Source organism: Achromobacter sp. Marseille-Q0513 (assembly GCF_018195695.1).
Lineage (GTDB): Bacteria > Pseudomonadota > Gammaproteobacteria > Burkholderiales > Burkholderiaceae_B > Achromobacter.
On sequence record NZ_JAGTJY010000064.1, the window covers coordinates 1 to 22,935 of the forward strand.

Below are 22,935 nucleotides of genomic sequence, written 5' to 3' on the forward strand. Positions count from 1 at the left end.
TGGCGCGGAACGCGGCGGTGGAAGCGGCCCGGGCGGGCGAACAGGGCAAGGGCTTCGCGGTGGTGGCGGGCGAAGTACGCTCGCTGGCGCAGCGCAGCGCCACGGCGGCCAAGGAAATCAAGCAGCTGCTCAACACCTCGGGCGCCACGGTGCAGGCGGGTTCCACCCAGGTGGAGACGGCCGGGCGCACGATGGAGGAGATCGTGCGGGCCATCGAACACCTGACCTCGCTGGTGGCCGACATCGCCGCCGCCTCGCAGGAACAGGTCACCGGCATCGACCAGGTCAACACGGCGGTCACGCAGATGGATCACGTGACCCAGCAGAACGCCGCGCTGGTCGAAGAGGCCGCCGCCGCCGCGTCGTCGCTGGAAACGCAGGCGCAGCGGCTGCAGGGCGCGGTCAGCGCCTTCCGCCTGCCGTCCCAGGCGGGCCTGCCGGCGCTGGCGATGGCGGCGTAGGCCGCGCGCAGCGCCGCGGTCGCCCGGCCCGGCGACCGTCAGGCCGCCATGTCCGGCGCCGTCGCGTACACGAGCTGCCCATGCCGGACGACGCGCCTGGGCAGCTCGCCGCCGATCCAGTAGGCCAGCTCCGACGGATGATCGATGCTCCAGGCCACGAAGTCCGCCGCCTTGCCCGCTTCCAGCGTGCCATGCGTGGCCTGCAGGCCCAGCGCGCGGGCGCCGTGGATGGTGGCGCCGGCCAGCGCCTCCTCGGGCGTCAGGCGGAACAGCGTGCAGGCCATGCTCAGCATCAGGCGCAACGACAGCGCCGGCGACGTGCCCGGATTGAGGTCGGTGGAGATGGCTATCGGCACGCCGTGGCGACGCAGCAGATCCACCGGCGGCAGCTGGTTCTCGCGCAGCGCGTAGAAAGCGCCCGGCAGCAGCACCGCCACGGTGCCGGCCCGCGCCATGGCCAGCACATCGCTCTCGGTCAGGTATTCGAGGTGATCGGCCGACAGCGCGCCATGGCGCGCCGCCAGCGTGGCGCCGTGCAGCGAGGACAGTTGTTCGGCATGCAACTTGACCGGCAGGCCCAGGTGCGCCGCGCTCTGGAACACGCGCTCGACCTGCGCCGGCGAGAACGCCAGGTGCTCACAGAAGGCGTCCACGGCGTCCACCAGCCCTTCCGCCGCCAGCACGGGCAGCATGCGGCGGGCGACCTCGTCGATATAGTCGTCCGACCGGCCCGTGAACTCGGGCGGCAGCGCGTGCGCGGCCAGGCAGGTGGCCCGCACCGTCAGCGGCAGCGAGCGGCCCAGGCGGCGCGCCACGCGCAGCATCTTGCGCTCGTTGGGCAGGTCCAGGCCGTAGCCGGACTTGACCTCCAGCGTGGTCACGCCATCGCGCAGCAGGTGCAAGGCGCGCCGGCTCGCGTCCAGGTACAGCTCGTCCTCGGCGGCGGCGCGCGTGGCGCGCACCGTGCTGGCGATGCCGCCGCCGCGCGCGGCGATCTCGGCGTAGTCCACGCCCTGCAGCCGCTGCTCGAACTCCAGGCTGCGATTGCCGCCGAACACCAGGTGGGTGTGGCAATCGACCAGGCCCGGCGTGACCCAGGCGCCGCCCAGGTCCTGCACGCCCGCCGCGCCGTCCAGCGGCATCTCGGCCTCGGGTCCGATCCAGGCGATGCGCCCGTCCTCGGTGACGATGGCCGCGCGCTCGATGATCGAGTACGCGCCGCCCTGCATCGTGGCGGCGTGGCAGTTGCGCCAGACCTGTTTCATTGCCGGTTCTCCTTGTTGCTTGCGTTGTTTCAGTCCGAACCCTGCGTCAGCGGCCGGGACGGGTCTTGCGGCGCGCCCTGCTCCGGGACGCGCGCCTGCGCCACCTTGCGCTGCGGCAGCACCCAAAGGCGATAGGCGATGCACAGCAGCGCGATCCACACGGCTCCCACGATAAGCGCGGCCTGCGTATTGGGGAAGTAGCCCAGCACCAGGATCACGAAGACCATGAAGGCGATCGCCAGGATCGGGCCGGCCGGCCACAGCGGCACCGGGAACTTGAGCTGCGCGGCCTCGCGCGGGTCCATCTTGCGGCGCATGTTGAATTGCGACAGCAGGATCATCAGCCAGACCCAGACCGTGGCGAAGGTGGCGATGGAGGCGATCAGCAGGAACACATCCTTCGGGATCAGGTAGTTCAGCACCACGCCGATCAGCAACGCGGCCGACATCACCACCACCGTCATCCACGGCACGCCGCGGCGCGACACGGCGGCGAAGCCGCGCGGCGCCTGGCCCTGCTGCGCCATGCCGTAGAGCATGCGGCCGGCGCCGAAGATGTCGCTGTTGATGGCCGAGACGGCGGCCGATATCACCACGATGTTCAGGATGGTGGCGGCGGACGGGATGCCAAGCTGGTCGAAGATCTGCACGAAGGGGCTGCCCTGGCTGCCGATCTGCGACCAGGGGAAGATGGCCATCAGCACGAACAGCGTCAGCACGTAGAACAGCAGGATGCGCAGGGGCACGGCGTTGATGGCGCGCGGAATGGTGCGGCCCGGGTCCTTGGCCTCGCCGGCCGTGATGCCGATGATCTCGATGCCGCCAAAGGCGAACACCACCACCGCCAGCGACGCGATCAGGCCGCCGATGCCGTTGGGCATGAAGCCGCCGTGCTCCCAGAGATTGTGCACGCCGGTGGCCGGCGCGTCCGCGCTCAGGCCGATGCCGAACAGCATGATGCCCAGCCCGCCGGCGATCATGGCGACGATGGCGGCCACCTTCAGCAGCGACAGCCAGAATTCCAGCTCGCCGAACAGCTTGACGGTGCACAGGTTGAGCCCGCCGATCAGCAGCACGATGGCCAGCACCCAGATCCACTGCGGCACGTCGGGATACCAGAATCCCATGTAGAGCCCGAACGCGGTGACGTCGGCCAGGCAGACGATGATCATCTCGAAGGTATAGGTCCAGCCGGTGATGAAGCCGGCCAGCGGCCCGAGGGACTGGCTGGCGTACTGGCCGAAGGAGCCGGCCACCGGATTGTGCACCGCCATTTCCCCGAGCGCGCGCATCACCATGTACACGGCGGCGCCGGCGATCAGGTAGGCGATCAGGACCGAGGGGCCCGCGGCCTGGATGGCCTTGGCCGAGCCGTAGAACAGGCCGGTGCCGATGGCCGACCCCAGCGCGATGAAGCGGATGTGCCGGGCGCTCAGCCCTCTCTTCAACTCACTGCTCTGCACTTCTTGCATGCTTGTCTCCATGTGGTGGGAATCGCCGCGGGCAGGGCCGAGCGCCGCCCGCGCGTCCTCTGCGGGGCGCTGCAAGCGGCTGCGGCGGGGGGGCCCGCGCCGCGCGCGCGGGCCGGTGTTGCGTTACAGGCTGGGCAACAGGCCCGCCGGCATCAGCGCGTTCAGGCTGCGTCCGGCGATCAGCGCGCTGGCCTGTTCGATATCGGGCGCGAAGAAGCGGTCCTTCTCGTAATGCGCCACCTTCTGGCGCAGCAGCTGGCGCGCGCGCTCCAGCTTGGGCGAGGTCTTCAGGCCCTCGCGGAAGTCCAGGCCCTGGCAGGCGCCCAGCCATTCGATCGCCAGGATGTCGCGCACGTTCTCGGCCATCGGCCACAGGCGCTTGCCCGCGTTCGGCGCCATCGACACATGGTCTTCCTGGTTGGCCGAGGTGGGCAGGCTGTCGACGCTGGCCGGGTGCGCCAGCGCCTTGTTGTCGCTGGCCAGCGCGGCGGCCGTCACCTGGGCGATCATGAAGCCGGAGTTCACGCCGCCGTTGTTCACCAGGAAGGGCGGCAGCTGCGACATGTGCTTGTCCATCATCAGCGAGATGCGGCGTTCGGACAGCGCGCCGATCTCGGCCAGCGCCAGCGCCAGATTGTCGGCGGCCATGGCCACCGGCTCGGCATGGAAGTTGCCGCCCGAGATCACGTCGCCCTCGGCGGCGAACACAAGCGGGTTGTCCGACACGGCATTGGCCTCGACCGCCAGCACCTCGGCGGCCTGGCGGATCTGCGTCAGGCAGGCGCCCATGACCTGCGGCTGGCAGCGCAGCGAATAGGGATCCTGCACCTTGCCGCAGTCGGCGTGCGAGTGGCCGACCTCGCTGTCGTCGGTCAGCAGGTCGCGGTAGACGGCTGCCACGTCGATCTGGCCGCGCTGGCCGCGCGCCGCGTGGATGCGCGGATCGAAGGGCGCGCGCGAGCCCAGCATGGCTTCCACGCTCAGGCCGCCGCAGACCAGCGCCGCGGACATCAGGTCCTCGGCCTCGAACAGGCCGCGCAGCGCATAGGCGGTCGACACCTGGGTGCCGTTCAACAGCGCCAGGCCTTCCTTGGCCGCCAGCGTGAACGGCTGCAGGCCGGCGATTTCCAGCGCCTGGCGGGCCGGCAGCCACTCGCCGCGATGGCGCGCGCGGTTCTCGCCCAGCAGCAGCAGGGACATGTGCGCCAGCGGCGCCAGGTCGCCCGACGCGCCCACCGAGCCCTTGAGCGGGATGTGCGGATAGACCTCGGCATTGACCAGCGCGATCAGCGCGTCGATGACCTTGCGGCGGATGCCGGAGTAGCCGCGCGCCAGGCTGTTGATCTTCAGCACCATGATCAGGCGCACCATGGCGTCGTCCAGCGGCTCGCCCACGCCGGCCGCGTGCGACAGCACCAGCGAGCTTTGCAGCGCCTCCAGGTCCTCGCGCGCGATGCGGGTGGACGCCAGCAGGCCGAAGCCGGTGTTGATGCCGTAGGCGGTGCGGTCCTCGGCGATGATGCGCTCCACGCAGGCCACGCTGGCGTCGATCGGGCCGGCCGCCGACGGATCCAGGGTCAGGCGCTGCGGCTGGTGGTAGACCTGGCGCAGGTCGGACAGCGTGAGTTGGCCGGGTTTCAAGTGCAAATCCATTGTCGATCTCCTATGCCGCCGTCAGGCGGTATTCATGCAATGTCGTGGCCGCCGCTCGTGGCGTGGCGGCGCGCAGCCGGCGCGCCGTTGCGGGCCAGCAGGTAGTACAGGATGCCCGGCACGATCAGGCCGATGATCCAGGAAATATCCACGCCGCCCAGGTGCTGGACCAGGGGGCCGGTATAGAGCTTGGTCGAGATGAAGGGCATCTGCACCAGCACGCCGACGGCGTAGGCGGTGAGGCCCGTCATGTTCCAGCGGCCGTAGCGCCCGTCGGGGTCGGCCAGCGCCGGCACGTCGTAGCGCTCGCGGTTCACGAAGTAGTAGTCCACCAGGTTGACCGCGCTCCAGGGCGTGAAGAAGGCCAGCAGGAACAGGATGAAGGACTTGAACGCGCCCAGGAAGCTGTGCTGCCCGATCAGCGCGACGGCCGTGGCGGCGCCCACGATCAGCAGCACCGCGACCACGCGCTGCCGGTGCGTGACCTCGATGCACCCGCGAAAGCCGCTGATGATGGTGGCGATGCACATGAAGCTGCCGTAGGAATTCAGCGTCGAGATGGTGATCTTGCCGAAGGCGATGCTGAAGTACAGCAGGGCGGCGATCGTGCCGGTGCCGCCCAGGCCGACGATGTAGGCCACTTCACGACCGGCGAACTGGCCCGGCGCCATGGCCGCGGCCAGCACGCCCAGCACCATCGCGACCTGCGCGCCCACCACCGAGCCCAGGCCCACCGCCAGGAAGGTCTTGACCGACGAGGTGCGGCTGGGCAGGTAGCGCGAGTAGTCGGCCACATAGGGACCGAAGGCGATCTGCCACGAGGCCGCCAGCGACACCGACAGCAGGAACGAGCTCCAGGTGAAATTGCGGTTGGCCAGCAGCTCGCCCACATCGGCCAGCGCCATGACGCGGCTGAACAGGTAGACAAAGGCGACGATGCCCAGCAGCGTCGCCACCCGGCCGATGATGTGGATGACGCGGTAGCCGAACACGGTGGCCAGCACGATGGCGGCGGCGAAAATCAGGATGCCGGCGCTGTCGCTCACGCCCAGCAGCTGGCCGATGGCCTGGCCGGACAGCACGGTGCCGGTGGCGGTGAAGCCCAGGTACATGACGCAGACCAGCGCGATGGGAATCGCCGCGCCGTAGACGCCGAACTGCACCCGGCTGGAGATCATCTGCGGCAGGCCCAATCGCGGCCCCTGCGCGGCGTGCAGCGCCATGATGGCGCCGCCGAACAGCTGGCCGACCAGCAGGCCCACCAGCGACCAGAACACGTCGCCGCCCAGCACCACCGCCAAGGCGCCGGTGACGATGGCCGTGATCTGCAGGTTGGCGCCCATCCACAGCGTGAACTGGCTGTAGAGCTTGCCGTGCCGCTCCGATTCCGGGATGTAGTCGATCGAACGCCGCTCGATGAGCGGCGCCCGTTCCGATCCGACTGGTGTCGCCATGCTTTCGTCTCCTGGCGCCTGTACGCAGGCCGGCGCCTTTTCCCCATGTGCGGGAGCCACGCCGGCGCGGCTCCCCGGACCGCTCAGCGGCCCGTGATCATCGGCAGGTTCAGGCCCTGCTCGCGGGCGCAGTCGATCGCGATCTCATAGCCCGCGTCGGCATGGCGCATGACGCCGGTGCCCGGGTCATTGGTCAGCACGCGGGCGATGCGTTCGGCGGCGGCGTCGGTGCCGTCGCAGACGATGACCATGCCCGAATGCTGCGAGAAGCCCATGCCCACGCCGCCGCCGTGATGCAGCGACACCCAGGTGGCGCCGCTGGCGGTGTTCAGCAGCGCGTTGAGCAGCGGCCAGTCGGACACGGCGTCGGAACCGTCGCGCATGGCCTCGGTTTCACGGTTGGGGCTGGCCACCGAGCCGGAATCCAGATGGTCGCGGCCGATCACGATGGGCGCGGACAGCTCGCCGCTGCGCACCATCTCGTTGAAGGCCAGGCCGAGCCTGGCGCGCTGGCCCAGGCCAACCCAGCAGATGCGCGCCGGCAGGCCCTGGAAGCTGATGCGTTCGCGCGCCATGTCCAGCCAGCGGTGCAGGTGCGCGTCGTCGGGGATCAGTTCCTTGACCTTGGCGTCGGTCTTGTAGATGTCCTGCGGATCGCCGGACAGCGCGGCCCAGCGGAACGGACCGACGCCACGGCAGAACAGCGGGCGGATATACGCGGGCACGAAGCCGGGGAAGTCGAAGGCATTGTCCACGCCTTCTTCCTTGGCCATCTGGCGGATGTTGTTGCCGTAGTCGAAGGTGGGCACGCCCTGCTTCTGGAATTCGAGCATGGCGCGCACGTGCTGGGCCATGGACTGCTTGGCCGCCTTGACCACGGCGGCGGGCTCGTTCTTAGCGCGTTCACGGTATTCGGCCCAGGTCCAGCCGATGGGCAGATAGCCGTTGAGCGGATCATGCGCGCTGGTCTGGTCGGTGACCATGTCCGGACGCACGCCGCGCCGCACCAGTTCCGGCAGGATCTCGGCAGCGTTGCCGCACAGCGCGATCGAGATCGCGCGACCTTCCTTGGTGTAGCGGGCGATGCGCGCCAGCGCGTCGTCCAGGTCGGCGGCCTGCTCGTCGACATAGCGCGTGCGCAGGCGGAAGTCGATGCTGCTCTGCTGGCATTCGATGTTCAGCGAGCAGGCGCCGGCCAGCGTGGCGGCCAGCGGCTGCGCGCCGCCCATGCCGCCCAGGCCGGCGGTCAGCACCCAGCGGCCCGCGAGCTTGCCGTCGTAATGCTGGCGGCCGGCTTCGACGAAGGTCTCGTAGGTGCCCTGCACGATGCCCTGGCTGCCGATATAGATCCAGCTGCCGGCGGTCATCTGGCCGTACATGGCCAGGCCGCGCGCGTCCAGCTCGTTGAAGTGTTCCCAGGTGGCCCAGTGCGGCACCAGGTTGGAATTGGCGATCAGCACGCGCGGCGCATTCGCGTGGGTCTTGAACACGCCGACCGGCTTGCCGGACTGCACCAGCAGGGTTTCGTCCTCGTTCAGGTTCTTCAGCGACTCGACGATGCGGTCGTAGCAGTCCCAGTCGCGCGCGGCGCGGCCGATGCCGCCATAGACCACCAGCTCCTTGGGATTCTCGGCCACGTCCGGATCGAGGTTGTTCATCAGCATGCGCAACGGCGCTTCGGTCAGCCAGCTCTTGGCCGTCAGCTGCCTGCCGCGCGGGGCGCGGATTTCAACGTCGCGGTAGCGTTTCGATTTTTCCATCGTGGTCTCCATAGCCAGGTGCGCCGCGCCTTGGATCCGCGGCCATTGGCCGAATCATAGGATGCCTATGCTTGTATATACAAGATGGGACGAGCTGTTTTTTCATCAGGGATTACCCGCAGCAAAGACGAGGCGCGGGCGCGCGACCGCGCCCCGCCCGCGAGGCGGACGGAGCGGAAAAACCGGGGTCGGAAAGGCCGCCGCGCTCAGGCGGCGACGGGCAGCAGCTCGATCAGGCAGGCGTCCAGCGCGGCAGACGCCGCCGCCGGCTCGATGCGGTATTCGGCCAGGCCGCCGGCCGTTTCGATGTGCAGGCAGTCATGCCGCGACGGCAGCTCGTGGCGCGCGCCGTCCACGGTCAGCGCCAGCGGCGCGTCGGACGCGTTCAGCAGCAGCACGGCGCGGGCCGAGCTGTGGAACGCGCAGGTTGCGTTCAACCATTGCAGGCGTGCCTGCCAGCGCGCTGGCGCGTAGAACAGGTTGAAGTCGCGGATGGGGCCGTCCAGCAGGCGGCAGTCCACCTTGGCGTCGCCGCGGAAGGCATAGGCGCGACGCGGTCCCAGCGGTGGCTCGCGCCGGCCGTCGACGGTCAGCTCGATGCCCGCGCCTTCCAGCACGGTGATGATGCGCTGGAAGCCGTCGAAGGCGGAAAAACCGCCGTCCTGCCCCACGTCCGCGATGGACAGGCGCCATTCGAAGCCGGCCGTGCTGCCGCCGGGATTGCAGGCCACTTCCTGGGTGGTGCCGCCGCCGTTGCGCCACGGCATGCGCGGATAGTCCCGCGCCCGGTACAGGCGCGCGTCGAACTGGGTCATGTGGTGAATTTTCCTTCGAGACGGTGGCGCGATCCGGGGTGGATCAGGCGGGCCAGCGTGACCGCACGCTCGCCCGACCAGGTGCGCCGGCGGATCAGCAGACAGGGTTCGTCGCGCTCGATCTGCAGCAGCTGGCATTCGCGCGGCTTGGCGCGGATCGCCTCGACCACATGCTCGCCCTCGGTCAGGGGGGCCACGCGCGTCAGGTACTCATAGGGCGTGCCCTGCGTGAAGTCCTGCTTGAGATAGTCGGGCGCCAGCTTGACGTTGACGTAGCGGTCTTCGAGCTGGATGGGCAGGTCGTCCTCGTAATGCACGATGACTGAATGGAACACTGGCTGGCCTTCGCGGATCTCCAGCATCAGGGCCTGCTCGTTGCCGGCGGGCTCCTCGGCCAGCCGGATCACGCGGCTGTGATGGCGATGGTTGCGCGCCGCGATCTCGTCGGCGATGTTGTTCACCGCGAACAGCGCCGAACGGGCCTTGGGCTGCGCCACGAACGTGCCCACGCCCTGCATGCGCACCAGCAGGCCTTCGGCGGTCAGCTCGCGCAGGGCGCGGTTGATGGTCATGCGGCTGAAGCCCAGCTCCTCGACCAGCTCGCTTTCGGACGGCACGCGATAGTGCGCGGGCCAGGCGCCGCTGCGGATCTGCTGGGCGATCATCTGCTTGACCCGCGCATACAGCGGGGCGGGCAGGGCGTCTGGCTGGACGGGCAATCGAGTAGGGTTGGAAGCCACGAAACAGTCCTGTGCTGGGCCGGCGGGCAGGATGCGAGCGCCTGGCCAGTTCTCATGTTTCGGGAATTATATAGAGGATGACTAGACACGTATAGACATCATTGCGAACGGCGCTGCCGCGTCCGGATCCCGGCGCCATCCTGGACGCCGGGCGGTGAATTTCATATACTCCCCCCCTGTATCTAACGGAGCCCCAGCCGTGCCCCACAGCCCGCAAGAGAAAAAGCGCGTCACGACCCGCCTGCGCCGCATCCAGGGCCAGGCCCTGGCGCTGGAGCGCGCCGTCAACGACGGCACGGAATGCGGCGCGCTGCTGCAACAGCTGGCGGCCCTGCGCGGCGCGGCCACCGGGCTGATGGCCGAAGTGCTGGAAAGCCACCTGCGCGAAACCTTCGCGCAATCGGCCCAGGCGCCCGCCCCGACCGCCGACGCCGACGCCGAGATCGACCAGATCATGCGCATCGTCCGCACTTATCTCAAATGAACAAGGCCCACCCCCGAAGCGCTATCGCGCTCCCCCCTCAAAGGGGGCGCTGCAGCGGACCGGCAAAGCCGGCTCCGCGCAGCCGGGCCAGGGCAACATCCGCGCACATGACACCGCGTCGTGTACGGCAGAAGCAACACCATCGTCAACGCTCTGGAGCATCATCATGAAATCACGCGCAGCAGTCGCATTCGGACCCGGCAAGCCGCTGGAAATCGTTGAAATCGACGTGGCGCCGCCGCGGCGCGGGGAAGTGCTGGTGCGCATCACGCACACCGGCGTCTGCCACACCGATGCCTTCACCCTGAGCGGCGACGACCCCGAGGGCCTGTTCCCCGCCGTGCTGGGCCACGAAGGCGCCGGCGTGGTGGTCGAAGTGGGCGAGGGCGTCACCTCGCTGCAGCCCGGCGACCACGTCATCCCGCTCTACACGGCCGAATGCCGCGAATGCAAGTTCTGCCTGTCCGGCAAGACCAATCTGTGCCAGAAGGTCCGCGCCACGCAGGGCAAGGGCGTCATGCCCGATGGCAGCTCGCGCTTCAGCTACGAAGGCAAGCCGCTCTACCACTACATGGGCTGCTCGACCTTCAGCGAATACACCGTGGTCAACGAGATCTCGCTGGCCAAGATCAACCCGGCCGCGCCGCACGAAAAGGTCTGCCTTCTGGGCTGCGGCGTGACCACCGGCCTGGGCGCGGTCCACAACACCGCCAAGGTCAAGGAAGGCGACACCGTCGCCGTGTTCGGCCTGGGCGGCATCGGCCTGGCGGTGATCCAGGGCGCGGTGCAGGCCAAGGCCGGCCGCATCATCGCCGTCGACACCAATCCCAACAAGTTCATCCTGGCCCAGGCCATGGGCGCGACCGACTGCATCAACCCCAAGGACCACGAACGCCCCATCCAGGACGTGATCGTCGAGCTGACCGACGGCGGCGTGGACTTCTCGTTCGAATGCATCGGCAACGTCAACGTGATGCGCGCGGCGCTGGAATGCTGCCACAAGGGCTGGGGCGAGAGCATCATCATCGGCGTGGCCGGCGCCGGCCAGGAAATCAGCACGCGTCCGTTCCAGCTGGTCACGGGCCGCGTCTGGCGCGGCTCCGCCTTTGGCGGCGTCAAGGGCCGCACCCAGCTGCCCGGCATGGTCGAGGATGCCATGAGCGGCAAGATCGACCTGGATCCCTTCGTCACCCACACGCTGCCGCTGGACCGCATCAACGAAGCCTTCGACCTGATGCACGAGGGCAAGTCGATCCGCACCGTGATCCACTACTGATCCATCGCGTCACACCGACATAGCCGGGCGGCCCACGGGCCGCCCGTTATTTTTTTCTTCACGCCCGGTTCATCTGCACGTCATCTGCCGCCACGATCATTCGCCGTTCCAAGACCAACCACGCGGGAAAGAGAATGGACTGGAAGCAAGACTGGAAGCGGCATTGCGCGCGCGCGACGATGCTGGGGATGATGGCGCTGGTGGCCGCCTGCGGCGGCAGCGACGATGACGACGACAGCGCGGCGCCGACCTCGCCCACCACTCCCACCACGCCGCCCGTGGCCGCCCGGCCGATGGAGCTGACGATCCTGCACATCAACGATCATCACTCCAACCTGGACAGCAAGAAGAAGGACTTCAAGCTCAAGAACGCCGCCGGCGCGACCGTGACGGTCAACGCCGACGCCGGCGGCTTCGCCCGCGTGACGGGCGCCATCAAGGCGCTCTCGGCCGCCTCGCCCAATGTGCTCAAGCTGCACGCCGGCGACGCCACCACCGGCACCTTGTACTTCAACCGCGCCGGCGATCCGGGCGAGGCCGACGCGGCCATGATGAACACGGTCTGCTTCGATGCCATGACGCTGGGCAACCACGAATTCGACAAGGGCGACAGCGGCCTGAAGCGCTTCATCGACCTGCTGCACAAGGGCGCCTGCCAGACGCCGGTGCTCAGCGCCAACGTGACCTTCGGCGCCAATTCGGCGCTGAACGCCTCGCGCGCGCCCGGCCTGGTCAAGCCTTCCATCGTGCTGCAACGCGACGGCCAGTCCATCGGCCTGGTCGGCCTGACCATCGCCAACAAGACGCAGCAGTCGTCCAGCCCTGATCCCGGCACCGTGTTCGGCGACGAGACCGCCGCCGCGCAGCAGCAGATCGACGCGCTGCGCGCGCAAGGCGTGAACAAGATCATCGTCATGAGCCACATCGGCTACGACTACGACAGGCAGATCATCCCCAACCTGAGCGGCGTGGACGTGGTGGTGGGCGGCGATTCGCACACCCTGCTCGGGCCCGCCGGCATGACGGGCTACGGCGTGGGCTCGCCGGCCGGCGCCTACCCCACCGAAGTGAAGAACAAGGATGGCAAGCGCGTCTGCCTGGTGCAGGCCTGGGAATACTCGCAGGTGGTGGGCGAGCTGAAGGTCAGCTTCGACGCCAACGGCGACGTGACGGCCTGCGCCGGCACGCCGCATGTGCTGATGGGCAGCGCCTACAAGATCGGCGGCGCGGCGGTCTCCCCGGCCGACCAGGCCGCCATCGCGGCCGACATCAAGGCCAGCGGCTTCCTGTATCCGCAGGAACCGGACGCCGGCGCGCTGGCCGTGCTGCAGCCCTTCAAGGCCAAGGTCGACACCTTCAGCGCCAGCCAGGTGGCCCAGGTGCCGCAGGAACTGTGCTCGCGCCGCGTGCCGGGCGGCCCCGGCTCGCGCGACTACAGCCGGTCCGGCGTGGACTGCAATACGCTGGGCAGCGTCAGCCTGCGCGGCGGCGACATCCAGCAGCTGGTGGCCCAGGCCTACCTGGAAGTGGGCAACGCCAGCTACGGCGGCGCCGACATCTCGCTGCAAAGCGGCGGCGGCGTGCGCGTGCCGCTCAAGGGCACCGTGACCGCTGCCAACGTGATCGAGGTGGTGCCCTTCGGCAACATGCTGTGGCGCCTGAACGTGACCGGCGCCGAGGTCAAGAGCATGCTGGAAGACGGCATGCAGGCGGTCTACGGCCCGGGCGGCTCGACCGGTCCGTATCCGTACACGGGCGGCCTGCGCTTCGACGTCAACGCCGCGCAGCCGCAAGGCAGCCGGGTGTCCAACATCGAGGTCCACGACGCCGCCACGTCCTCGTGGGGTCCGCTGGACGCCAGCCGCACGTACAAGCTGTTCGTGCTGAGCTTCAACGCCACCGGCGGCGACGGCTACAAGACCCTGGCCAATGTGCCGGCCGCGCGCCGCCAGGACATCGGCGTGCTGGATGCCGACGTGCTGCAGGCCTACATCGACAAGCAGGCCAAGGATCCGGCCACCGGCCTGCCCGTGGTGAACCTGCTGCCGATCAGCCAGTACAGCACCAAGTCCTACACCGAGTAGGACGGACTGCCCGCCGCGCGCGGGAGCGGGCTCAATTGCCTCGCTCCTGCTCGCGGCGCAGCGCGGCCTCGTACTCGGGGCCGTTGCGCAGGCGCAGGTACTCCGCATAGCGCTTGCGGTACTTGGCGCTGTAGACGTCGGGCTCCTGATTGCCGCGATACAGATCGGACATGCCGGACTTCTTCCACACGGCCAGATCGGCCAGCACCTGGGCGCGCGTCAGCGGCGCGGATGCATCGCCAGGCGAGGGCGCCATGGCGGCGGCCTGGCGCGGCGCGGCATAGGCCTGGGGATTGCCGCCGGCCGGGCCCTGCGCGAGGGCGCTCGTGGACAGGGCCAGGGCCAGCATGCAGGACGACGCAGCAATGGGACGTTTCATGATTTCTCCATGACGGGTGACAGGCCGCCACGGCGGGCGGCCGGAATGCCAGGTGGCGGAATCGCCCTTTCGGGCGCGCACCGGGCGCATGGAGAAAAGTCTAGGGAAGCGGCTTCGACAGAAGACCGACGCCAGGATTAGTTTTCGGTAATCTTGCGCGCCGACAGGCAGAAGCCGATGGTGATGTCGCGGCCCTCGGAAGCCGCGAAGGGCCGGCCGCCGTGCATGCGGGCAATGGCCGCGACGATGGCCAGCCCCAGCCCGTGGTGGTTGGCGTCGAAGCCGCGCGCCTCGTCGCCGCGGTAGAAGCGGTGGAACAGCCTGGGCAGGTGCTCCTTGGCAATGGGCTCGCCGGCATTGCTGACGGCGATCAGCGCGTGCTCGTCGTCGCGCGACACATGGATGCGTATCGTGCTTCCCGCGTCCGCGTAGCGCACCGCGTTCGACACCAGGTTGGACACGGCCCGCTGCAACAGCGGGCGGTCGATGCAGGCGGCGGCCTCGCCCGAAACAGCCAGCGTCAGCCCGCGCTCCTGCGCCTCGGCCTCGTGGTAGTCGGCCACCTCGCCCAGCACCTCGGACAGCCGGTCGACCCAGACACCGCGCGCCTGCGCGCCACGATCGGCCTGCGACAGGAACAGCATGTCGTTGACCATGCCGGACAGTCGCTGCAGCTCTTCCAGGTTGGAGCCCATGACATCGCGCAGCACCGCCTCGGAACGGCGGCCGCTCAGCGCCAGCTCGGTCTGGCCGATCAGCGTGGCCAGCGGCGTGCGCATCTCGTGCGCCACGTCGGCGTTGAAGCCCTCCATCTGCACATAGGCCCGCTCCAGGCGCTGCAGTACGGCATTGAACTGCCGCACCAGCGGCTGGATTTCCTCGGACTGTCCGCTTTCGTCCAGCCGTTCGCCGATGCGGTCCGGCGCCAGCCGCGCCGCCTGGCGCCCCAGCTCGTCCACGGGAGCCATGGCGCGCCGTACCAGCAGCGCCGCGATGCCCGAGACCACGGCCGCGCCCACGAAGGCGCAGGCGATCAGGGTCCAGGCCAGCGCGGCGCGCAGATGCAGGTCGGACGTGATGTCCAGCACCAGCTCGGCCTGCATGGCATCGCCCGGCGTGCCCGGCACCGGCAGCGAGAAACTGATGCGCCGCTCGTGCGCGTGATCCTCGTCCTGGGCGATGTCGGCGCCGAACGCGGTCTTGGCGCCATCGATCTCCAGCACCAGGGAAAAATCCGGGCGGCCATAGAAGAAATCGCTGAGCTTGTGCCGCAGGGTGGTCGAGTCGCCGGTGGCGGCGTTCTCGTCGACCAGGTGGCGGATGACTTCCATCTTCTGCTGCAGCAGCGCTTCCTGGCGGATCTGCAGGTTCAGGTTGGTGGCGTAATACACCGCCAGGCACACCCCGCCCAGCCCCAGGAACGTCAGCATCGCCAGCCAGCGCGAGAGCCAGCGGCGCAGGGAGCCGGAGCGCGGCTGCATCAGTCTTCCCGCAGTTCGAGCACGTAGCCCATGCCGCGCACCGTGTGCAGCAGCTTCTGGTCAAAGGGGTCGTCGACCTTGCCGCGCAGGCGTCGCACCGCGACCTCGACCACATTGGTGTTGCTGTTGAAATTGATGTCCCATACCTGCTCGGCCAGCTCCAGCCGCGACAGCACTTCACCCTGCTTGCGCATCAGCAGCGCCAGCAGCGTGAATTCCTTGGCCGTCAGGTCCAGCCGGACGCCGCCTCGCGACGCGCGCCGGCGCAACAGGTCCAGTTCCAGGTCGCCCACGCGCAGCACGTTCTGCCCGCCGGATTCGGCCTGGTTCTGGCCGCTGCGGCGGCCCAGCGCCAGCACGCGCGCCAGCAGCTCCGACAGGGCGAAGGGCTTGACCAGATAGTCGTCGGCGCCGTCGCGCAGCCCCTTGACTCGGTCTTCGATCTTGTCGCGCGCCGTCAGCATCAGCACCGGCACGCGGTCGCTCTTGCGCAATTCGCGCAGCACCGAGAAGCCGTCCATGCCGGGCAGCATCACATCGAGCAGGATCAGGTCGTACTGACTTTCGCGAGCCAGATGCAGGCCGCTGATCCCGTCCATCGCGACGTCCACCACATAGTTGTGTTCCGTCAGCGCCAGGCGCAGGTATTCGGCCAGTTTCTTCTCGTCTTCGATTACCAGTACTTTCATGGGGCCCGTGGATGAAAAAAGGGCTGAGCGGCGCCGGCGCGCCGCCGCAAGGCTGCGCCGGCCGGAAACGACCCAGCCATTCTATCGCTTGCGGATCTTGCGCGGTTACGGCCTGCCGCGACGCGCCGGTGTGCGCGGCAGGGCAGGCTCAGCGGAAAGGGGCGGGACGGCAAGAGCCGCTCCGCCCGCGGGCGCGCGGCCGCCCGGGGCGGCGGCGCGGATTGGCAGGGCACGGGCGACGCCGCCCTCAGCCCGGGGTGTAGATGCTGTTCAGGCGGGCGCGCTCTTGCGCGCTCATGTTGCGCACCTCGGCCTGTACCTCGTCGCGGGTGAGCGCGGTGCCCTGCTTGTACCAGCCCGGCGTGCCCAGGTTGCGATAGGCCAGGAACCACTTGCCCGGATCGGCCTTGGCCGCGGCCAGCTCGCTGTCCACCTGGGCCCGGCTCTTGCCGCCGGCCGCGTGTTCGGGCGCGATGGCGTAGCCGATCTCGGTATCGGTCTGGTGCCAGACGCTCGATGCGTTGGCGGCGAAGGGCAGCGCGAACGCGGCGCAGAGCGACAGGGCGGCGGCGTGACGGGTTTTCATCAGATTCTCCTTACGGCGGTTGACGTTGACGGACAGGCGAAGGCGCCGGCCCGATACACGCTTCGTGTTAAGCGATGACGACAACTTTACGGATTTGATCGCGTCAATTCGCCAACGCGCCGATTACGAATTCGTAATCGGCCTGACTGCCCCGACATCCGCATATTTCCTGGTGTTGCGCCGACCCGTGGCAAGGCCGCGAACCTTACGGAAACGTCATTTTTCTGTCGAGGTTCTGACGAGGCCCGTTCGATACAGTGCCGCCAGATGCCTATCCCAGCCCGGCTGCGCGGGCCCGCCACTACCTTCCCCTGACAGAATCATGCGTCCATCCCTGATACCGCTGGCCCTGGCGGCCGCCTTGCTGGCCGCGCCGGCCTGGAGCCAGCCGCCGGCGCCGCCCGCCTCGTTCCTGGCGCCGCCGTCGACCGCCATTCCTCCCTCCAGCGACGAAGCCGCGACCGACGCGCCGCTGACCCTGGAACAGGCGTTGTCCATCGCCTTCGAACGCAGTCCCTTGCTGGCCGCCGCGCGCAACGAGGCCGCCGCGACGGAAGGCGAGTTGCGACAGGCAGGCCTGCTGCCCAATCCCAGCATCGACTTCGGCATGGACGACAGGAAGAAGGCCAACCGCACGACCACCACCACGCTGAACGTGCCGATCGAGACCGGCGGCAAGCGCGGCGCGCGCGTCAAGGCCGCCGGACTGGCGCGCGACATCGCTCAGACCGACCTGGGCGCGGCCCGCGCCGATCTGCGCTCAGCCGTGATCGCGGCCTTCTTCGATGTCGCCACCGCGCAGGAAACCATGCGCGTCGCGCGGGAGAACGCGGGCATCGCCCAGAAGGCGCTGCAGCTGGCCGACAAGCGCGTGGCCGCCGGCAAGGCGCCGCCGCTGGAGAGCAACGCGGCGCGCGTGGAACTGGCCAACGCCCGCATCGAGGCGCGCGCAGCCGAAGCCGCGCTGCAGGTCGCCCGGCGCGGCCTGGCCGTGCTGTGGGGCGACACTGCCCCCGAGTTCGCCAGCGTACGCGGCGACATCGACAGGCTGCCCGCGCGCGGCACGCTCGACGAACTGCGCGGCGAGCTGGCTAAGTCGCCGCGCATGCAGGGCGGGCGGCTGTCGGTGGATCTGGGCGCGGCCCAGCTGGAGGTCGAAAAGAGCAAGCGCTATCCAGACATCACGCTGAGCACTGGCGTGGCCCGCGACTACGAGCTCGGCCGCAACAAGGTCCAGTTCGGCGTGGGCATCCCGCTACCGCTGTTCGACCGCAACCAGGGCAACGTCTATGCCGCCACGATGCGCTCGTACAAGGCGCGCGACCAGTACCGCGACCTGGAGGCGCGGCTGGCGGCGGAGCTGCTGCAGTCGATCTCCCAGTTCGACCTGGCGACTGACGCTGCCAATGACTACCGCGCCACGGTGCTGCCCAGCGCGCGCCGCGCCTATGACAGCGCGCTCAAGGGCTTCGAAGCCGGCAAGGTCGGCTATCTGCAGGTGCTGGACGCCCAACGCACCCGCTCGCAGGCCGAACTCGGCTACCTGTCCACCCTGACCAACGCCCACCAGGCCTGGGCCAACATCGACCGCCTCCTCGGACGCTGACTCTCACTACGCCATGACCATGCAAACCCTGCGTTTTCCCCCCGGCCGTTCCCGCGCGCGGTCCCTGGCCGCCGCGCTGCTGGCGGCCGCCAGCCTGCTGGCCGCCACCGGCGCGGCCGCCGACGAAAAGCCCGGCGGCGCCGGCCACGCCGACCATGCACCGACCGAGAAAGGCCCGCAAGGCGGCGCCCTGACCCGCGCCGGCGACAATGGCGTCGAGCTGCTGGTCAGCGAATCCGGCGGTACCTCGCGGCTGCGCCTGTGGGCCTACGCCGGATCCAAGCCGATCGCCGCGGGCGATATCAAGGCCCGCGTCCGCGTCCTGCGCCCGAATGGCGCCGTGGAGGAACTGCGCCTGGAGCCGGCCGATGGCGCGCTGGTCAGTGCCCAGGATATCGCCGAGCCGCACTTCTTCGAGATCGAGGCCGAGGCGAGCTGGCCCGGCCAGGCCGAACCACTGAAGGCCTCGCTGGACAAGGACGAGGGCAAGATCGCGCTCACCGCCGAGCAGGTCGCCGCGGCCGGCATCCGCAGCGCCGCCGCCGCGCCCGCTGCGCTGGAAGCCACCTCGCAATTCCCCGGCGAAATCAAGTTCAACGCCGACCGCACCGCGCACATCGTGCCGCGCCTGGCCGGCGTGGCGCAGGAAGCCCCGGTCGAGCTGGGCCAGATGGTCAAGAAGGGCGAGCTGCTGGCCTCGCTGTCCAGCACGGCCCTGTCGGACCTGCGCAGCGAATGGCTGGCCGCCGTCAAGCGGCGCGACCTGGCCGCCGCCACGCACCAGCGCGAGCTCAAGCTGTGGCGCGATCAGGTCACCGCCGAACAGGACTACCAGCAGGCGCGCACCGCCTTGCAGGAAGCGCAGATCGCCGTGCAGAACGCCGAGCAGAAGCTGGCCGCCGTGGGTGCCACGCCACGCTCGAAGGACCTGAGCCGGCTTGAAATCCGCGCGCCGTTCGACGGCGTGATCGTCGAAAAGCACATCACGCTCGGCGAGGCGCTTGCCGACAACGTCAATATCTTCACGCTGTCGGACCTGCGCACCGTCTGGGCGGAATTCTCGATCGCCGCCAAGGACCTGCAGGACGTGCGCGTGGGCGAGGCCGCTCGCGTCAGCTCGGCGTCGTTTACGGGAAGCGCGATGGGCAAGGTGTCCTATATCGGCTCGCTGCTGGGACAACAGACCCGCACGGCCACGGCGCGCGTCACGCTGGAGAATCCCGACATGGCCTGGCGGCCCGGGCTGTTCGTCTCGGTCAACGTGGTGACCAGCCAGCGCGACGTGCCGGTGGCGATCGCCGCCGACGCGGTGCAGACGGTGGAGGACCAGCCCTCGGTATTCATCGAAGTTCCCGGCGGCTTCCTGGCGCAGCCGGTCAAGCTGGGCAAGACCGCGGGCGACCAGGTGGAAGTGCTGTCCGGCCTGGCCCCGGGCGTGCGCTACGTGACGGACAACGCCTTCGTGCTGAAGTCCGAGCTGGGCAAGGCCAGCGCCGACCACGGCCATTGAGGCGAGGACAGACGACATGTTTGAACGCCTGATCCGCTTTGCCATCGAACAGCGCTGGATGGTGCTGTTCGTCACGCTGGCCATGGCCGCCGTCGGCATCTACAACTACTCGCGGCTGTCCATCGATGCCGTGCCCGACATCACCAACGTGCAGGTGCAGATCAACACCACCGCGCCCGGCTATTCGCCGCTGGAAACCGAACAGCGCGTCACCTATCCGATCGAGACAGTGATGGCCGGCCTGCCCGGCCTGGAACAGACCCGTTCCCTGTCGCGCTACGGACTGTCGCAAGTCACGGTGATCTTCAACGACAGCACCAACATCTATTTCGCGCGCCAGCTGGTCAACGAGCGGCTGCAGCAGGCGCGCGAGAGCCTGCCCGAGGGCGTGTCGGCCACGCTGGGACCGATCTCGACCGGCCTGGGCGAGATCTACTTCTGGACGGTCGAGGCCGAAGACGGCGCGCGCAAGCCCGACGGCTCGCCCTATACCTCCACCGACCTGCGCGAGATCCAGGACTGGGTGGTCAAGCCGCAGCTGCGCAACATCCCCGGCGTGACGGAAATCAATTCCATCGGCGGCTACGCCAAGGAGTACCTGGTGGCGCCGAACACGGAGCAACTGGCGTCCTACGGCCTGTCGCTGACCGACATCATGACGGCGCTGGACCGCAACAACGCCAACATCGGCGCCGGCTACATCGAGCGCAAGGGCGAGCAGTACCTGATCCGGGCGCCGGGACAGGTCCAGTCGGTCGACGATATCGGCAACGTGCTGCTCACCGCCGTGAACGGCCAGGCCATCCGCGTGCGCGACGTGGCCGAGGTATCCATCGGACGCGAGCTGCGCACCGGCGCGGCCACCGACAATGGCAAGGAAGTGGTGCTGGGCACGGCCTTCATGCTGATCGGCGAGAACAGCCGGACCGTGTCGCTGGCCGTGTCCGATCGCATCGCCGCCATCAACAAGACGCTGCCCGAGGGCGTGAAACTGATCACGGCCTACGACCGCAGCAATCTGGTGGACAAGGCCATCGCCACCGTCAAGAAGAACCTGCTGGAAGGCGCCACGCTGGTCATCGTGATCCTGTTCCTGTTCCTGGGCAACCTGCGAGCGGCGCTGATCACGGCCATGGTCATTCCGCTGTCCATGCTGTTCACCTTCACCGGCATGGTCACGTACCAGGTCAGCGCCAACCTCATGAGCCTGGGCGCGCTGGACTTCGGCATCATCATCGACGGCGCCGTCGTGATCGTGGAGAACTGCGTGCGGCGGCTGAGCCATGCGCAGGCCCATCACGGCCGGCCGCTGACCCGCAACGAACGCTTCCACGAGGTCTTCGCCGCCGCGCGGGAAGCGCGCCGGCCGCTGCTGTTCGGCCAGCTCATCATCATGGTGGTGTACCTGCCCATCTTCGCGCTGACCGGCGTGGAAGGGCGCATGTTCCATCCCATGGCGCTGACCGTGGTGCTGGCCCTGCTGGGCGCGATGATCCTGTCGGTGACCTTCGTGCCCGCCGCCGTGGCCATGTTCATGGGCAACAAGGTGGCCGAGAAGGAAAACCGCCTGATGAGCTGGGCCAAGCGCCGCTACGAGCCGCTGCTGGACATGGCGCTGCGCCGCACGCCGCGCGTGCTGATCGCGGCGACGCTGTTCGTGGCCGCCTGCGGCGTGCTGGCCTCGCGCATGGGCAGCGAATTCATACCCAGCCTGAACGAAGGCGACATGGCGATCCAGGCGCTGCGCATTCCCGGCACCAGCCTGAGCCAGTCGCTGGACATGCAGAAGCAGCTGGAGACGCGCCTGAAAGAGAAATTCCCCGAGATCGAACGGATCTTCGCGCGCACCGGCACGGCCGAGATCGCCTCGGACCCCATGCCGCCGAACATCTCCGACGGCTACATCATGCTCAAGCCCATGGATCAATGGCCGACGCCGCGCAAGACCCACGCCGAGCTGCTGGCCGCCATCCAGGAAGAGGCAGGCAAGATGCCGGGCAACAACTACGAGTTCTCCCAGCCCATCCAGCTGCGCTTCAACGAGCTGATCTCCGGCGTGCGCAGCGACGTGGCGGTGAAGATCTTCGGCGACGACAACGACGTGCTCAGCCGCACGGCCGCCGAGGTGGCCGAGTCGCTGAACAGGATCCCGGGCGCGTCCGAGGTCAAGGTCGAGCAGACCACCGGCCTGCCGGTGCTCACCGTGAACATCGACCGCGCCCGCGCGGCGCGCTACGGGCTGAGCCTGGCCGACGTGCAGGACACGCTGGCGATCGCCGTGGGCGGGCGCGCGGCCGGCACGTACTACCAGGGCGACCGGCGCTTCGACATCGTGGTGCGGCTGCCGGAATCGGTGCGCGAGAGCATTCCCGCCCTGCGCAAGCTTCCCATCGCCCTGCCCAAGGCTGACGGTCAGGCGCAGACGGCCTACATCCCGCTGTCCGAGGTCGCCAGCCTGGACCTGTCGCCCGGCCCCAACCAGGTCTCGCGCGAGGACGGCAAGCGCCGCATCGTGGTCAGCGCCAACGTGCGCGGCCGCGACCTGGGCTCGTTCGTGTCCGAGGCGGCCGACGCGATCGAGCGCGACGTCAAGATCCCGGCGGGCTACTGGACCACCTGGGGCGGCACGTTCGAGCAGCTGCAATCGGCGGCCCAGCGCCTGCAGATCGTGGTGCCGGCCGCGCTGGCGCTGGTGTTCGCGCTGCTGTTCGCCATGTTCGGCAACGTCAAGGACGGCCTGCTGGTCTTCACCGGCATTCCCTTCGCGCTGACGGGCGGCATCGTCTCGCTGTGGCTGCGCGGCATGCCGCTGTCGATCACGGCGGCGGTGGGCTTCATCGCGCTGTGCGGCGTGGCGGTGCTCAACGGCCTGGTGATGCTGTCCTTCATCAACGGGCTGCGCCAGGAGGGCAAGCCGCTGGACGAGGCGGTGCGCGAGGGCGCGCTGACGCGGCTGCGGCCAGTGCTGATGACGGCGCTGGTGGCCTCGCTGGGTTTCGTGCCCATGGCCATCGCCACCGGCACCGGCGCCGAAGTGCAGCGCCCGCTGGCCACCGTGGTGATCGGCGGCATCATCTCCTCGACCATCCTGACCCTGCTGGTGCTGCCCGCGCTGTACCGCCTGCTGCACCGCAAGGACGCCGAGGAGCTGGAGCTGGCCGAATCGGCGCGCGTGGCCCGCGACAACGCGTAAGGCCAGGCGCGGTGGTCCGCCCGGGTC

18 protein-coding genes are annotated in these 22,935 nt (G+C 68.9%); 7 read left to right on the forward strand and 11 right to left on the reverse strand.

Annotated features, from left to right (window positions below):
- Positions 1–461: methyl-accepting chemotaxis protein (locus KDH83_RS14890; protein WP_249205122.1), on the forward strand; the 461-nt coding region annotated here is incomplete at its 5' end.
- A 38-nt stretch (positions 462–499) separates the two neighbouring features.
- Here the strand turns inward: KDH83_RS14890 and hutI are convergent.
- The 7 genes from hutI to hutC form a co-directional block, all read right to left on the reverse strand.
- On the reverse strand, positions 500–1,726 hold the full coding sequence (gene hutI / locus KDH83_RS14895) for an imidazolonepropionase (protein WP_212317119.1): 1,227 nt from the start codon (positions 1,724–1,726) through the stop codon (positions 500–502).
- A gap of 29 nt (positions 1,727–1,755) precedes the next feature.
- Positions 1,756–3,198, reverse strand: coding sequence for an amino acid permease (locus KDH83_RS14900; RefSeq protein WP_212317120.1), 1,443 nt, complete (start codon positions 3,196–3,198; stop codon positions 1,756–1,758).
- A gap of 123 nt (positions 3,199–3,321) precedes the next feature.
- A complete protein-coding gene (gene hutH / locus KDH83_RS14905) occupies positions 3,322–4,851 on the reverse strand; it encodes a histidine ammonia-lyase (protein ID WP_103272083.1) in 1,530 nt (509 codons plus the stop codon).
- 32 nt (positions 4,852–4,883) lie between these two features.
- On the reverse strand, positions 4,884–6,305 hold the full coding sequence (locus KDH83_RS14910; RefSeq protein WP_212317121.1) for a cytosine permease: 1,422 nt from the start codon (positions 6,303–6,305) through the stop codon (positions 4,884–4,886).
- A gap of 83 nt (positions 6,306–6,388) precedes the next feature.
- Positions 6,389–8,065 (reverse strand): urocanate hydratase, encoded by a 1,677-nt coding sequence (gene hutU, locus KDH83_RS14915; protein WP_212317122.1) that lies wholly within the window; start codon positions 8,063–8,065, stop codon positions 6,389–6,391.
- Positions 8,066–8,271: 206 nt separating this feature from the next.
- Complete coding sequence (locus tag KDH83_RS14920; protein ID WP_212317124.1) at positions 8,272–8,880, reverse strand: HutD family protein; 609 nt, start codon at positions 8,878–8,880, stop codon at positions 8,272–8,274.
- Entirely contained in the window at positions 8,877–9,620 is a 744-nt protein-coding gene (gene hutC / locus KDH83_RS14925; protein WP_349291632.1) for a histidine utilization repressor, read from the reverse strand. Before hutC ends, KDH83_RS14920 begins: the two co-directional genes overlap by 4 nt.
- A 199-nt stretch (positions 9,621–9,819) precedes the next feature.
- Between hutC and KDH83_RS14930 the strand changes: the two genes are divergently transcribed.
- The 3 genes from KDH83_RS14930 (at position 9,820) to KDH83_RS14940 (ending at position 13,464) form a co-directional block, all read left to right on the forward strand.
- Entirely contained in the window at positions 9,820–10,104 is a 285-nt protein-coding gene (locus KDH83_RS14930; RefSeq protein WP_103272078.1) for a metal-sensing transcriptional repressor, read from the forward strand.
- Between the two features lie 166 nt (positions 10,105–10,270).
- A complete protein-coding gene (locus tag KDH83_RS14935; protein ID WP_212317126.1) occupies positions 10,271–11,380 on the forward strand; it encodes an S-(hydroxymethyl)glutathione dehydrogenase/class III alcohol dehydrogenase in 1,110 nt (369 codons plus the stop codon).
- A gap of 134 nt (positions 11,381–11,514) precedes the next feature.
- A complete protein-coding gene (locus KDH83_RS14940; protein ID WP_249205123.1) occupies positions 11,515–13,464 on the forward strand; it encodes a 5'-nucleotidase C-terminal domain-containing protein in 1,950 nt (649 codons plus the stop codon).
- A gap of 31 nt (positions 13,465–13,495) precedes the next feature.
- On the opposite strand, the gene KDH83_RS14945 is transcribed toward KDH83_RS14940, so the two are convergent.
- The 4 genes from KDH83_RS14945 to KDH83_RS14960 form a co-directional block, all read right to left on the reverse strand.
- Positions 13,496–13,843 carry a DUF4148 domain-containing protein gene (locus KDH83_RS14945; RefSeq protein WP_212317128.1) on the reverse strand — a complete coding sequence of 116 codons (348 nt, stop codon included), beginning with the start codon at positions 13,841–13,843 and terminating at the stop codon, positions 13,496–13,498.
- Between the two features lie 137 nt (positions 13,844–13,980).
- Positions 13,981–15,324 (reverse strand): heavy metal sensor histidine kinase, encoded by a 1,344-nt coding sequence (locus tag KDH83_RS14950; protein ID WP_212317130.1) that lies wholly within the window; start codon positions 15,322–15,324, stop codon positions 13,981–13,983.
- A complete protein-coding gene (locus tag KDH83_RS14955; protein ID WP_212317131.1) occupies positions 15,324–16,013 on the reverse strand; it encodes a heavy metal response regulator transcription factor in 690 nt (229 codons plus the stop codon). Before KDH83_RS14955 ends, KDH83_RS14950 begins: the two co-directional genes overlap by 1 nt.
- A gap of 247 nt (positions 16,014–16,260) precedes the next feature.
- Positions 16,261–16,599 (reverse strand): DUF4148 domain-containing protein, encoded by a 339-nt coding sequence (locus KDH83_RS14960; RefSeq protein ID WP_212317133.1) that lies wholly within the window; start codon positions 16,597–16,599, stop codon positions 16,261–16,263.
- A 322-nt stretch (positions 16,600–16,921) separates the two neighbouring features.
- On the opposite strand from KDH83_RS14960, the gene KDH83_RS14965 reads away from it, so the two are divergent.
- The 3 genes from KDH83_RS14965 to KDH83_RS14975 are packed head-to-tail and all read left to right on the forward strand — an operon-like array spanning position 16,922 to position 22,908.
- Positions 16,922–18,205 (forward strand): TolC family protein, encoded by a 1,284-nt coding sequence (locus KDH83_RS14965; protein WP_212317136.1) that lies wholly within the window; start codon positions 16,922–16,924, stop codon positions 18,203–18,205.
- A gap of 13 nt (positions 18,206–18,218) precedes the next feature.
- On the forward strand, positions 18,219–19,715 hold the full coding sequence (locus tag KDH83_RS14970) for an efflux RND transporter periplasmic adaptor subunit (RefSeq protein ID WP_249205124.1): 1,497 nt from the start codon (positions 18,219–18,221) through the stop codon (positions 19,713–19,715).
- Between the two features lie 16 nt (positions 19,716–19,731).
- Complete coding sequence (locus KDH83_RS14975; protein ID WP_212317138.1) at positions 19,732–22,908, forward strand: CusA/CzcA family heavy metal efflux RND transporter; 3,177 nt, start codon at positions 19,732–19,734, stop codon at positions 22,906–22,908.
- The last annotated feature ends 27 nt before the right edge of the window (positions 22,909–22,935 follow it).

Bases quoted from the DNA above. Each gene is read 5' to 3' on its own strand.
- hutI (WP_212317119.1), bottom strand. From the start codon at position 1,726: ATGAAACAGGTCTGGCGCAACTGCCACGCCGCCACGATGCAGGGCGGC.
- KDH83_RS14900 (WP_212317120.1), bottom strand. From the start codon at position 3,198: ATGCAAGAAGTGCAGAGCAGTGAGTTGAAGAGAGGGCTGAGCGCCCGG.
- hutH (WP_103272083.1), bottom strand. From the start codon at position 4,851: ATGGATTTGCACTTGAAACCCGGCCAACTCACGCTGTCCGACCTGCGC.
- KDH83_RS14910 (WP_212317121.1), bottom strand. From the start codon at position 6,305: ATGGCGACACCAGTCGGATCGGAACGGGCGCCGCTCATCGAGCGGCGT.
- hutU (WP_212317122.1), bottom strand. From the start codon at position 8,065: ATGGAAAAATCGAAACGCTACCGCGACGTTGAAATCCGCGCCCCGCGC.
- KDH83_RS14920 (WP_212317124.1), bottom strand. From the start codon at position 8,880: ATGACCCAGTTCGACGCGCGCCTGTACCGGGCGCGGGACTATCCGCGC.
- KDH83_RS14935 (WP_212317126.1), top strand. From the start codon at position 10,271: ATGAAATCACGCGCAGCAGTCGCATTCGGACCCGGCAAGCCGCTGGAA.
- KDH83_RS14940 (WP_249205123.1), top strand. From the start codon at position 11,515: ATGGACTGGAAGCAAGACTGGAAGCGGCATTGCGCGCGCGCGACGATG.
- KDH83_RS14945 (WP_212317128.1), bottom strand. From the start codon at position 13,843: ATGAAACGTCCCATTGCTGCGTCGTCCTGCATGCTGGCCCTGGCCCTG.
- KDH83_RS14950 (WP_212317130.1), bottom strand. From the start codon at position 15,324: ATGCAGCCGCGCTCCGGCTCCCTGCGCCGCTGGCTCTCGCGCTGGCTG.
- KDH83_RS14955 (WP_212317131.1), bottom strand. From the start codon at position 16,013: ATGAAAGTACTGGTAATCGAAGACGAGAAGAAACTGGCCGAATACCTG.
- KDH83_RS14960 (WP_212317133.1), bottom strand. From the start codon at position 16,599: ATGAAAACCCGTCACGCCGCCGCCCTGTCGCTCTGCGCCGCGTTCGCG.
- KDH83_RS14965 (WP_212317136.1), top strand. From the start codon at position 16,922: ATGCGTCCATCCCTGATACCGCTGGCCCTGGCGGCCGCCTTGCTGGCC.
- KDH83_RS14970 (WP_249205124.1), top strand. From the start codon at position 18,219: ATGACCATGCAAACCCTGCGTTTTCCCCCCGGCCGTTCCCGCGCGCGG.
- KDH83_RS14975 (WP_212317138.1), top strand. From the start codon at position 19,732: ATGTTTGAACGCCTGATCCGCTTTGCCATCGAACAGCGCTGGATGGTG.